At 69.5% G+C, this 11,710-nt stretch carries 9 protein-coding genes; 5 read left to right on the forward strand and 4 right to left on the reverse strand.

Annotated elements, in window-relative coordinates; genetic code table 11:
• Positions 1-3 precede the first annotated feature (3 nt).
• The gene (locus ACWICD_RS01370) at positions 4-1,878 is read left to right on the forward strand and encodes an FAD-dependent monooxygenase (RefSeq protein WP_454139046.1); all 1,875 of its coding nucleotides are present in this window, start codon (positions 4-6) and stop codon (positions 1,876-1,878) included.
• 144 nt (positions 1,879-2,022) lie between these two features.
• Here the strand turns inward: ACWICD_RS01370 and paaK are convergent, their stop codons facing one another.
• The 3 genes from paaK to ACWICD_RS01385 form a co-directional block, all read right to left on the reverse strand.
• Entirely contained in the window at positions 2,023-3,330 is a 1,308-nt protein-coding gene (gene paaK, locus ACWICD_RS01375; protein WP_454139047.1) for a phenylacetate--CoA ligase PaaK, read from the reverse strand.
• Positions 3,331-3,394: 64 nt separating this feature from the next.
• The gene (locus tag ACWICD_RS01380) at positions 3,395-4,051 is read right to left on the reverse strand and encodes a hypothetical protein (protein ID WP_454139048.1); all 657 of its coding nucleotides are present in this window, start codon (positions 4,049-4,051) and stop codon (positions 3,395-3,397) included.
• Between the two features lie 29 nt (positions 4,052-4,080).
• Positions 4,081-4,863 carry an SDR family NAD(P)-dependent oxidoreductase gene (locus tag ACWICD_RS01385; RefSeq protein ID WP_454139049.1) on the reverse strand — a complete coding sequence of 261 codons (783 nt, stop codon included), beginning with the start codon at positions 4,861-4,863 and terminating at the stop codon, positions 4,081-4,083.
• 148 nt (positions 4,864-5,011) lie between these two features.
• On the opposite strand from ACWICD_RS01385, the gene ACWICD_RS01390 reads away from it, so the two are divergent.
• A complete protein-coding gene (locus tag ACWICD_RS01390; RefSeq protein WP_376131129.1) occupies positions 5,012-5,893 on the forward strand; it encodes a LysR family transcriptional regulator in 882 nt (293 codons plus the stop codon).
• A gap of 159 nt (positions 5,894-6,052) precedes the next feature.
• On the opposite strand, the gene ACWICD_RS01395 is transcribed toward ACWICD_RS01390, so the two are convergent.
• Positions 6,053-7,702 carry a thiamine pyrophosphate-binding protein gene (locus ACWICD_RS01395; RefSeq protein WP_376131126.1) on the reverse strand — a complete coding sequence of 550 codons (1,650 nt, stop codon included), beginning with the start codon at positions 7,700-7,702 and terminating at the stop codon, positions 6,053-6,055.
• A gap of 416 nt (positions 7,703-8,118) precedes the next feature.
• Here ACWICD_RS01395 and ACWICD_RS01400 point away from each other — a divergent pair, with 416 nt between their 5' ends.
• From ACWICD_RS01400 to ACWICD_RS01410, 3 genes are all read left to right on the forward strand, one after another.
• A complete protein-coding gene (locus tag ACWICD_RS01400) occupies positions 8,119-8,415 on the forward strand; it encodes a hypothetical protein (protein WP_376131123.1) in 297 nt (98 codons plus the stop codon).
• 159 nt (positions 8,416-8,574) lie between these two features.
• Positions 8,575-10,044 carry an NAD-dependent succinate-semialdehyde dehydrogenase gene (locus ACWICD_RS01405; RefSeq protein ID WP_376131121.1) on the forward strand — a complete coding sequence of 490 codons (1,470 nt, stop codon included), beginning with the start codon at positions 8,575-8,577 and terminating at the stop codon, positions 10,042-10,044.
• A 205-nt stretch (positions 10,045-10,249) separates the two neighbouring features.
• Complete coding sequence (locus ACWICD_RS01410) at positions 10,250-11,704, forward strand: glyceraldehyde-3-phosphate dehydrogenase (protein WP_376131118.1); 1,455 nt, start codon at positions 10,250-10,252, stop codon at positions 11,702-11,704.
• Positions 11,705-11,710: the final 6 nt, after the last annotated feature.

An 11,710-nucleotide genomic window follows, 5' to 3' on the forward strand; every position in this document is an offset into this window, starting at 1 on the left:
CCCATGCAGTTCCATCACCACGGCTATGTCTCGAAGGATCCGCGCGTGCAGCCGGCCGCCGGGATCGGCCTCGACCGACCGGCCGACCTTCCCGACGAGATGGATGTGCTCATCGTCGGGTCGGGCCCGGCCGGAATGCTCCTGGCGGCGCAGATGTCGCAGTTCCCCGACGTCGCGACGCGCATCATCGAGCGCCGCGAAGGGAGGCTGCCGCTCGGTCAGGCCGACGGCATCCAGCCGCGGAGCGTCGAGACGTTCCAGGCGTTCGGCTTCGCCGAGCGGATCATCGCCGAGGCGTACAACATCGGCTACATGAACTTCTGGAACGCCGATCCCGAGAACCCGAAGAACATCATCCGCACGTCGCGGACCGAGGACTACGCGTACGACATCAGCGAGTTCCCGCACCTCATCGTCAACCAGGCGCGCGTGCTGGACTACTTCGCCGAAGCGGCGGCGCACGGTCCAGGGCGCATCGTGCCCGACTACGGCGTCGAGTTCCTCGGTCTCACGGTGCACGACGAGGGGGAGTACCCCGTCGAGGTGCGCGTGAAGTTCGTCGGGGGTGAGCGCGCGGGGCAGGAGCGCACGATCCGTGCGAAATACGTCGTCGGCAGCGACGGCGCGCGCAGCGGGGTGCGCGAGGCGATCGGGCGCAAGCACATCGGCGGCATCTCCGCCCACGCGTGGGGTGTCATGGATGTGCTCGTGAACACCGACTTCCCCGACTGGCGCACGAAGTGCGCGATCAACTCGGCCGCCGGCAACATCCTGCACATCCCGCGCGAGGGCGGCTACCTGAGCCGCATCTACGTCGACCTCGGTGAGGTCGCCGAAGACGACAACCACCGCGTGCGCCAGACACCCGTCGAAGAGGTCATCCAACGGGCGAACGACATCCTGCACCCCTACACGCTCGACGTGAAAGAGGTCGCCTGGTCGAGCGTCTACGAGGTCGGGCACCGCGTGACCGACAAGTTCGACGACGTCGAGGTGGGCTCCGATCGCGCACCCCGGGTCTTCCTCACGGGCGACGCGTGCCACACGCACAGCGCGAAGGCCGGCCAGGGCATGAACGTCTCGATGCAGGACGGCTTCAACCTCGGCTGGAAGCTCGGCTCGGTGCTCACGGGCCGCAGCGGCGTCGATCTGCTGTCGACGTACTCGGCCGAGCGTCAGCCCGTCGCCCAGCAGCTCATCGACTTCGACCGCGAGTGGTCGGCGCTCATGGCGCGCAAGCCCGAGGAGATCTCCGACCCTCAGGACCTGGCGACCCACTACCTCGCGACGGCGGAGTTCCCGTCGGGGTTCATGACGCAGTACGACGAGTCCTCGATCGTCGGGGATGCCGCGCACCAGGGGCTCGCGACGGGTTTCCCGCTCGGCAAGCGCTTCAAGTCCGCTCCCGTGACGCTCGTGTGCGACGGCAACGCCGTGCACCTCGGGCACCACGCGACGGCCGACGGTCGCTGGCGCGTGTACGCCTTCGCGGATGCCGCGGGCACGGCGCTCGCCGAATGGGGTGAGTGGATGGCCAGTGCTGAGGACTCGCCCGTGCGGCGGCACACGCCCGAGGGTGCCGACCTCGACGCGGTCTTCGACGTCAAGGCGATCTACCCGCAGTCCTACGACGAGGTCGACCTGTCGACCGTGCCGGGGATCTTCCGTCCGCAGTCGGGTCCGCTCGCGCTGACCGACTGGGAGAAGGTGTTCGCCGCCGGGCCCGCCCGGTGGAACACCGTCGACATCTTCGCCGAGCGCGGTCTCTCGCGCGACGGCGTCGTGGTCGTGGTGCGCCCCGACCAGTACGTCGCCGCCGTGCTTCCGCTCACCGCGACCTCCGAGCTCGCCGCGTTCTTCGCCCGCTCGATGTCCTGACCGCGCCTGACCGCTCCTGACCGCGCTTGACCGCGAGACTGCAACGGGAGGCCGAGACCGTGGGTAAACCCCGCTGTCTCGGCCTCCCGTTGCAGTCTCGCCGGTCCGTGCGCGTGACCCGCGGGTCGGCCGGCGGGCGGCGCGTCAGCGGTTGTCGTAGACGCGCTGGTACTTGCCCTCGCTGCGCGGCAACGCGCCGGGCTCTTCGAGCCGGACGGCGACGCTCGACCCGATGTGGATCTTGATGCGCTCCGCGAGAACTTCCGTCGCCGCTTCGCAGACGGTCCGGTCCAGGTGCGGCGATCGCTCGATGCGCACCGTCATGGCATCGAGCCGCCCTTCTCGCGTCAGTTCGATGATGAAGTGCGGCGTGAGCGTCTCGATGCCGAGCACGAGCTCCTCGATCTGCGTCGGGAAGATGTTGACGCCGCGCAGGATGATCATGTCGTCGTTGCGCCCGGTGATCTTCTCCATCCGGCGCATTCCGGGCCGGGCCGTCCCGGGAAGCAGGCGTGTCAGGTCGCGCGTGCGGTAGCGCAGCACGGGGAAGGCCTCTTTCGTGAGCGACGTGAAGACGAGCTCGCCCCGTTCGCCGTCGGCGAGCGGCGCACCGTCCGGGTCGATGATCTCGGGGATGAAGTGGTCCTCCCACAGGTGTGGGCCGTCCTTCGTCTCGACGCATTCGTTGCCGACACCCGGTCCCATGACCTCGCTGAGTCCGTAGATGTCGACCGCGTCGAGGTCGAGGCGACGTTCGAGCTCGACACGCATCTCGTTCGTCCACGGCTCGGCGCCGAGGATCGCCACGCGCAGGCTCGTCGCGCGCGGATCGATGCCCGCCGCCTCCATCGCGTCGGCGATCGTGAGCAGATAGCTCGGTGTGCACATGATCGCGTCGGGCTCGAAGTCGCGGATGAGCTGCACCTGACGCGCCGTCTGACCGCCCGACATCGGGATGACCGTCGCCCCGAGCCGCTCGATGCCGGCGTGCGCACCGAGCCCGCCCGTGAACAGGCCGTACCCGTACGCGTTGTGCACCTTCATCCCGGCCCGCACACCGCTCGCCCGCAGCGAGCGCGCGACGAGGGTCGCCCAGTGGTCGAGGTCGCGCTGCGTGTATCCGACGACCGTCGGCCGCCCCGTCGTTCCCGATGATGCATGGATGCGGCGCACCTCGGCCATCGGAACGGCGAACATGCCGAAGGGGTAGGTTTCCCGCAGATCCTCCTTCGTCGTGAAGGGCAGGCGCGCGAGGTCGTCGAGCGACCGGATGTCGTCGGGGCTCACCCCCACTCCGTCGAGCTTGCGGGTGTAGAGGGGGACGTTCGCGTAGGCGTGGCGCACGGTCTCCTGCAGCCGTGCGAGCTGCAGCTCCTGGATCTCCTCCCGTGACATCCGCTCCTCGGGGTCGAGGGCGTCGGTCTCGGGATGCATCGTTGTCGTCGTCGACATCGGGTTCCGTTTCTCAGAGGAAACCGGTGGACCCCGGTCATCCGCGGGGTCCACCGGTTCGAGGTCATCCGCCCAGCGGGTACTTGTCGATGATCCCGGCCAGCAGTTCGGCGGCGCGCGCGGCCGTGATGACCTCGTCGGCCGACACCTGGGTGACGACCTTCGACTCCGTGTCCTCGTAGACGTGCTCGCCGATCATGAGCTGATTCTCGTCGTACATCCACGCGAATGCGAGCGTTCGGCGCACGAGATACCAGCCGTCGGGGTCGTACTCCGAGCTCGCGGCCGACTCGTCGCCGGCCGAGGCGAACACGTTGTCGCCGAGCAGCTTGCCCGGCACGAACTGGCTGAACTCCGCTTCGCCCGCGAAGCCCCACTCGGCCACGGCCATCTTCTGCCGGCCGGTCCACATGACGAGCATGTCCATGTCGGCGAGCATCGCGTAGAAGTCGCGCACCTGCTGCATCCCGTCCAGGATGACGCCCGCACCGCCTTCGAAGATGCGGTACTTCGGGTGGCGGACGGTCATGTTCTCGGCGAGCAGCTCGTCGTAGCGGCCGGAGACCTCCAGCATCCCGTGACGGCGGTAGTTGATGAGGATGCGGCGGCGGGCGGGGTTCGTCTCGGTGTCGATGAGCGCGTCGATGTCATCCATCTGGTGTGCGAATTCGAATTCGTACGAGGTGCGCGGTTCGGCGGCGGGTGGGGTGGTGATCGTCATTGCGTTTCCTTTCGGGTGGGTGGTGAAGTTCAGCCCAGGTGTGCGCTGAGGTCGGGATAGCCGCCGATCTCGTAGCCGCCGTCGACCGTCAGGGTCGCACCGGTGACATAGCTCGCGGCATCGCTCGCGAGGAAGACGGCGGGCTCGGCGAGCTCGCGCGGCTGGGCGGGTCGCTTGAGGATTGCGTTCGCATCGAACTCGGTCATGATGCCCTCGTTCTGGATGATGAACGCCGCCATCGGCGTATCGACGAGGCCAGGAAGGATCGTGTTGACTCGGATGCCGTAACGTCCCAGTTCGAGCGCCGCGTTGCGCCCGAACATCTCGACCCCCGACTTCGCGGCGGCATAGGCGCTGCCGCCCCAGATCGGCAGGTGCGCGTTGACAGACGAGATGTTGACGATGGCCCCGCCGCGCTCCGCCCTGATCATGCTGCGCGCGGCGAACTTCGTGCACAGGAACGTGCCGCGCAGGACGACGTCGACGGTCATGTCCCATTCGGGCTCGGCGAGGTCGACGATCGCTGCCGCGCGGATCGTGCCGGCGACGTTGAAGAGGCTGTCGATCTCGCCGAAGGCGGCTTCGGCCCGCTCGATCGCCGCCTCGCTGTCGGCCGCCGAGGCGACGCTGCCAGTGAACGGCACGAAGGAGTCGCCGTGGGCGGCGGCCGCCGCGTCGAGCCCGGCCGCATCGGTGTCGAAGCCGAGTACGCGGCCGCCGCGCTCGATGACGAGGTCGGCGATCGCGCGGCCGATTCCCGAGGCGGCGCCGGTGACGACAGCCGCTGCAGGCCTCGTGGTGGACGAAATCATCTGATCCCTTTCGCTGGACGAAGCGACGAGGGAGATCCCGGCATCGTCGCCGTGAATCCGACCTTTTCAGAGGTGCGCCGAGCTGTACATTGGTGAGTCCGACCCCGGATTAAGCCCGACCTTCATGCCGTGGGTCCGGAAGGCTGCAATGACGGAGTTCTTGAATCTCAACCTCGTGCACTCTCTCTCCGTGCTGATGGAGGAGGGGACGTTCACGCGCGCCGCGGAACGCCTGCACATCACGCCGCCCGCGATGACCCAGCAGATCCAGCGACTGGAGAGCGCCGTCGGTCTCGTACTCGTCGAGCGCGGCACGAAGCCTGTGCGGCTCACGGCGGCGGGGGAGCGGTTCATGGAGCATGCCTCCGTCTCGCTCACCCATGCTCGCCTCGCGATGGGCGAGACGGTGGATCCCGAGCTGCGCATCGGCTTCATCAACGGCTACCCCGCAGGGCCCGACGCGGGGTTCCTCGGGACGTATCGCCGGGCACGCCCGGACATCCGCATCCGCCTCCTGCAGGTCGGGTGGGGCGAGCAGGTGAGTCGCCTCGTCGCGGGCGATCTCGATGCCTCACTCGCCCGTCCGCCGTATGCCGGCACGGACGGGCTCGACATGATCCCCGTGCACGTCGAGCCGCGCGTCGTGGGGGTTCCCGTCGATTCGCCGCTGGCGCACCTCGCCCAGGTCACCCTCGCCGATCTCGACGGCTATTCCCTTCTCGGCGCCTCCGGCGCGGCGCGCGAGTGGACGCGGTTCTGGGTCGTCGATCCTCGGCCGAGCGGCGTGCCGGTGCGCTACGGCGCCTGGGTCGAGACGATGGAGGAAGCACTCAACCAGGTCGCTTTCGAGGGGCACCTGCTGATGACCGCCGCGTCCGTGGCGACTCGCCTGCAGCATCCGGGGGTCGTGTACCGTCCCATCGTCGACGCGGGCGAGTGCCACGTGTACCTCTGCACGCGCCGCACCGACACCCGCTCGGCCATCCGCGATCTGCGCCGCGCCGCGGCATCCGCCTCACTCTCCCTCTGACCGCGAGACTGCAACGGGAGGTCGAGAGAGCGGGTGAACCCCACGGTCTCGGCGTGCCGTTGCAGTCTCGCGGTCATGGCCGCGCGGGGGTCATGACCGTGCGGCGTCAAGTTCACGCGGGGGTCAGGAGTCGGCGCGGGTCAGGAGTCGGCGCGGGGGTCAGGAGTTCACGCGGATGATCTCCTGCTGGTACGGGGCGACGACGGCGCCCGAGATGCGCACGTCCAGCAGCAGGTGGGGGCGGGTCGCGGGGTCCTCGGCGGTCCACGAGGCGAGGCGGTCGAGATCCGCGAGTTCGCGCACCACGACGCCCTCGGCGCCGACGGCGCGGGCCAGACCGGCGAAGTCGACGTCGGGGATCATCATGGGACCCGTCGCGACCCCCTTGAGGCCGTACAGATTCACCTCGGCGCCGTACGCGGCGTCGTTCCACACGACCGTGAGGCCGCGCCCGCCCGCGACGCGCACGGCCGACTCGAGGTCGGCGAGTGCCATGAGCCCGCCTCCGTCGCCCGTCGTGAGCACGACGGTCGCCTCGGGCCGGGCCAGCGCCGCCCCCGGAACCGAGGGGAAGCCGAGGCCGATCGACTGGTACGCCGTGCCGACCATCATCATCCGGTCGGGTGAGGCGACGGGCCAGTACATGTTCGCCCACCCGATGAAGTGCCCGCCGTCCGAGACGACGACCCGATCCTCGGGCAGCAGCTCGCCGATACGGGCCGCGACGCTGCGCGGGTCGAGGCGGCCGTCCGCCGCGACGCCGTCGCCGGGCTCCTGCGTGCGCAGCCGGGCGATGTCGACCGATTCGCGCCACCCCGACGACGTCGCAGCGAGCGCGGCGAGCTCGGTGTTGAGCGCCTCGGCGACGACGCGGGCGTCTCCTCGGATGTATCCGCCGACGTGCGGATGCGTCGCGGTGGGCGCGACGTCGACCTGCACGACGCGCGTGGCGGGTGAGAAGAGCTCGCCGAAGCGCATCGTGAACTGATTGAGGGATGCACCGAACACGACGGCGACGTCGGCATCGCGGATGAGCTCCATGGCCCCCTCGGCGCCGAAGCCGCCCGTCACGCCGAGGTCGAACTCCGTGGCGGGGAACACTCCGCGTCCGAGCGCCGTGCCGGCCGTGATCGCTCCCGTGGCCTCGGCGAGCGCGCCGAGGGCGTCGCCCGCTCCCGAGACCCACGCCCCGCGCCCGGCGAGCAGGAACGGTCGGCGCGCAGCGGCGAGAGCGCGCGCGAGCTCGATGACGCTCTCGCGCGCGAAAGGGCTCGGCTGCAGGGGCTCGGGCAGGCGCGGATCGAGGGTGTCGGGCACAGGCCCCGCGTCGAGAGTCGCGACGTCGTAGGGGATCGCGAGCACGGTCGGCACGCGATAGGTGAGGGCGTGCTCGATCGCGATGACGGTCGTGGCGGCGGCATCCGCTCTGCCGACCGTGTACGTGCGCGCGCCGACCGCCGAGGCGAGGGCGATCTGGTCGACGTCCCACGGGCGCGGGCCCGACGTCGGCTCGTCGCCGACCACGAGCACGAGCGGCACGTGGGCCTGCACGGCTTCGGCGAGCGCCGTCAGCGTGTTGGTGAAGCCGGCGCCGTACGTCGCGGTCGCGGCGGCGAGGCGACCGGACGCGCGGTGGAATGCATCCGCGGCGACGACCGCACCCGCTTCGTGGCGGACGGCCGTATATCCGGCGGGGGTGTCGCACACGAGGGCGTCGAGGAACCAGGCGTTTCCATTGCCCATGACACCGAAGACGTGATCGATGTGGCGGGCGAGGGTCACGGCGACATGGGCGGAGACGGTGGGCATGAGAACTCCCGAGAGCAGGGACGACGGATCGAGGCCGTATGTGTCTCGCGCGCCCAGACCCTGCCGGGACGGCTGCGTGCTCATTTTTCGAGCACCGGGCGGCTGCGACGCCGCCGGACGGTTCGAGTATAGGTCGCTCCCGCCGGCTCCCTCCGCCCGCTCGACGCACCCTTCGCCCGCGCGACGCACCCTTCGACCGCGCGACGCACCCTTCGACCGCGCGACGCACCCTTCGACCGCGCGACGCACCCTTCGACCGCGAGACTGCAACGGCCTGCCGAGACTGCGGGGTCACCCCGCTGTTTCGGCGCCCCGTTGCAGTCTCGCGGTCATGGCGCGGGCATCGCGGCAGTCGCGCGGGGAGGGCGCCGGGCATGGCGGCAGTCTCGCGGTCATGGCGCGGGCATGATGGAGGGATGAAGACGACCCAGTTGCGCCGGTACTCCCTTGTCGACGGACAGTACGACGACTTCGTCGCGTGGTGGCAGGCGACGATGAAGGTCGTGCGCCCCGCGGCGGGGTTCACGATCGAGTTCGCCTACGGCATCCGCGAGACGAACGAGTTCATCTGGGCGGTCAGCGCCGAGGGCGACGAAGCGGCCTTCCTCGCGCTCGAGACGGAGTACCGTGCCTCCGATGCCCGCGCGGCCGCCTTCGACGGCGTCCCCGACCGGCTCACCGGCATGGATGTGCGCTTCGTCGAGAGCTTCTGACGGATTCGCCCCGGCGGAGGGTCTCCTCCGGGTTCTGTACACGCAGGACATCGCCCTCACCCACCCGTCCGGGTGACAATAGGACAGCAAACCCCAGGATCGTATACGATTTGAGGATGCTGCGTGCTGCGGCATCCCGGACATGACGAGGGAGTCCCCGTGAGCGAGAACCGCGAGACCGAGCTGCTGGCATCCGTCGAGGACGGACTGTTCATCGGGGGAGAGTGGCGTGCGGCTGCGGACGGGCGCACGCTCGACGTGTTCGACCCCGCGACCGGCGACGTCGTCAAGACGATCGCGAGTGCGGGAGCCGCCGACGGCATGGCCGCGCTCGACGCAGCGGTCGATGCGTTCCCCGCCTGGGCGGCGACCCCGTCGCGGGAACGCGCCGAGATCCTGCGGCGCGCGTTCGACCTGCTGCAGGAGCGCAAGGAAGAGTTCGCGCTGCTCATGACGATCGAGATGGGCAAGCCGCTCGCCGAGGCCCGCGGAGAGGTCGCATACGGCGGTGAGTTCCTGCGCTGGTTCAGCGAGGAGACCGTGCGCGTGCAGGGCCGTTACGGGGCGAACCCCGAGGGCACGGGCCGCATGATCGTGTCGCAGCATCCCGTCGGCCCCTGCTACCTCATCACGCCGTGGAACTTCCCTCTCGCGATGGCGACGCGCAAGATCGCGCCCGCGCTCGCCGCCGGCTGCACCGTCGTCATCAAGCCCGCCGCGCTCACGCCGCTCACGACCCTCTACTTCGCGCAGCTGCTCGAAGACGCCGGCGTGCCCGCGGGAGTGGTCAACGTCATTGCGACGGCGTCGTCCGGGGCTGTCTCGGAACCCATCATCCGCGACCCGCGCTTGCGCAAGCTGTCGTTCACGGGATCGACCCCGGTCGGCCAGCGCCTGCTCGAGCAGGCGGCCGAAGGCGTGCTGCGCACGTCGATGGAGCTCGGCGGCAACGCCCCCTTCGTCGTGTTCGACGACGCCGACCTCGACAAGGCGGTCGAAGGAGCGCTCCTGGCGAAGTTCCGCAACATCGGCCAGGCCTGCACGGCCGCGAACCGCTTCATCGTGCACCGCTCGATCGCCGACGAGTTCGCCGCGCGGGTCACCGAGCGCGTGCAGGGCATGACGATCGGGCGCGGCACCGAGGAGGGCGTCCAGATCGGTCCGCTCATCGACGACAAGGCTGTCGCGAAGGCGGAAGAGCTCGTGACGGATGCCGTCGGCCGAGGAGCGACGCTGCGTACCGGCGGCGCGCGGATCGACGGCGACGGAACCTTCTACCAGCCGACCGTCATCAGCGACGTGCAGGCGGGCAGCGAGATCCTGCGTGAGGAGATCTTCGGACCTGTGCTCGCGATCATCCCGTTCGACACGGAGGACGACGCCGTGCGGCTCGCGAACGACACCGAATACGGACTCGTCTCGTACGTCTTCACCGAGAATCTCGCCCGCGGCCAGCGCATGATCGAGCGTCTGGAGACCGGCATGATGGGGCTCAACGTCGGTGTCGTGTCGAATGCCGCGGCGCCGTTCGGAGGCTGGAAGATGTCGGGCCTGGGGCGCGAGGGCGGTGCCGAGGGCATCCACGAGTACCTGCAGACGAAGTACACGCTGACGCCCAACCCGTTCTGACGTCGTGGCGTTGGTGGTCGGCTCGTTCTGATCCCGCGACGTTGACGGCGCGGAAAGAAGGGCAGATCTTGACGCGCCGCAACGGCTCGAGCCCCGGGATTCCTTCACGGCGGCCTCCTAGAATGGTCGCGGTCGACTCGACCGCCCACTTCCCCCAGACGCAGCGCCGCGGGGCGCCACAGCCCCGGCGCGCAGAGGAGCACGCATGCCCACGTACGACGAAGACCGCGCGGCCTGGGTCGCGCTCGAGCAGGTCGCCGAGCGGATGATCCCGCACATCGGCGCGCTCTACCGCGATCGAGGCGTCGTGACGTCTCTGCACGGACACCGTCTCATCAACCTGTCGGTCACCGGCATCATCGAGGCGCACGAGCGTGTCGAGCAGCTGGGCCACGCCGCCATCCCCCTCGACGAGACGCTGCGCGTGCTCGAGGGCCTGCGCGCGGTCGCGCCTGGCCCCGCGTCGCTCGACGTCGCGCGCCTCATCGTCGGACACGACGAATCGGGCGTCGACCTCGAGGAGTACCTGGCCGGTGAGCTCGCCGACGTGCTCGACGCCGATGCCTACCCGGCCGGCGGCACCGACGTCGTCCTGTACGGGTTCGGCCGTATCGGGCGCCTGCTCGCGCGCATCCTCGTCGCGCACCAGGGCGGCGGACGGGGCCTGCGCCTGCGCGCCGTCGTCGTGCGCAAGGGCGGCTCGAATGACCTCGTCAAGCGCGCGAGCCTGCTGCTGCGCGACTCCGTGCACGGGCCGTTCGACGGCACCGTCACGGTCGACGAAGACGCGCAGCAGATCATCGCGAACGGCACGCGCATCCAGGTCATCTACGCCGATGACCCCGCCGCGATCGACTACACCTCGTACGGCATCCGTGACGCGATCGTCGTCGACAACACCGGACGCTGGCGCGACGAAGAGGGCCTCTCGCAGCACCTGCGCTCGACCGGCGTCGCGCGCGTCCTGCTGACGGCACCGGGTAAGACCCCGATCAAGAACATCGTCTACGGCATCAACAACGACACGATGACCGCCGAGGACCGCATCCTGTCGGCCGCGTCGTGCACGACGAACGCGATCACCCCCGTCCTCAAGGCGATCGATGAGGCCTACGGCGTCGTGCGCGGACACGTCGAGACGGTGCACTCGTTCACGAACGACCAGAACCTCATCGACAACTTCCACAAGGGCGACCGCCGCGGACGCTCGGCCGTGCTCAACATGGTCATCACCGAGACCGGCGCAGCCAAGGCCGTCGCGAAGGCGCTGCCGCAGCTCGAGGGCAAGCTCACCGGCTCGGCGATCCGCGTGCCCACCCCCAACGTCTCGCTCGCCGTGCTCAACCTGACGCTCGAGCGCCCCACGAACAAGGACGAGGTCAACGACTACCTGCGCCGCGCGTCGCTGCACTCCAAGCTGCGCCAGCAGATCGACTACGTCGAGTCGCCCGAGGTCGTGTCGACCGACTTCGTCGGGTCGCACCGTGCGGGCATCGTCGACGGGCTCGCGACGATCGCCGACGAGACGAACCTCATCCTCTATGTCTGGTACGACAACGAGTTCGGCTACTCGACGCAGGTCGTGCGCGTCGTCGAGCAGATGGCCGGAACCCACCCCACGGTGCTCCCGCCCCGCGTCGAGGTCACCGTCGAGAGCTGAGCGCGC

Source organism: Microbacterium sp. NPDC055357 (genome assembly GCF_053644835.1).

Coding starts and splice junctions, on each gene's coding strand:
- ACWICD_RS01370 (WP_454139046.1), top strand. CDS start 4: ATGCAGTTCCATCACCACGGCTATGTCTCGAAGGATCCGCGCGTGCAG.
- paaK (WP_454139047.1), bottom strand. CDS start 3,330: ATGTCGACGACGACAACGATGCATCCCGAGACCGACGCCCTCGACCCC.
- ACWICD_RS01380 (WP_454139048.1), bottom strand. CDS start 4,051: ATGACGATCACCACCCCACCCGCCGCCGAACCGCGCACCTCGTACGAA.
- ACWICD_RS01385 (WP_454139049.1), bottom strand. CDS start 4,863: ATGATTTCGTCCACCACGAGGCCTGCAGCGGCTGTCGTCACCGGCGCC.
- ACWICD_RS01390 (WP_376131129.1), top strand. CDS start 5,012: ATGACGGAGTTCTTGAATCTCAACCTCGTGCACTCTCTCTCCGTGCTG.
- ACWICD_RS01395 (WP_376131126.1), bottom strand. CDS start 7,702: ATGCCCACCGTCTCCGCCCATGTCGCCGTGACCCTCGCCCGCCACATC.
- ACWICD_RS01400 (WP_376131123.1), top strand. CDS start 8,119: ATGAAGACGACCCAGTTGCGCCGGTACTCCCTTGTCGACGGACAGTAC.
- ACWICD_RS01410 (WP_376131118.1), top strand. CDS start 10,250: ATGCCCACGTACGACGAAGACCGCGCGGCCTGGGTCGCGCTCGAGCAG.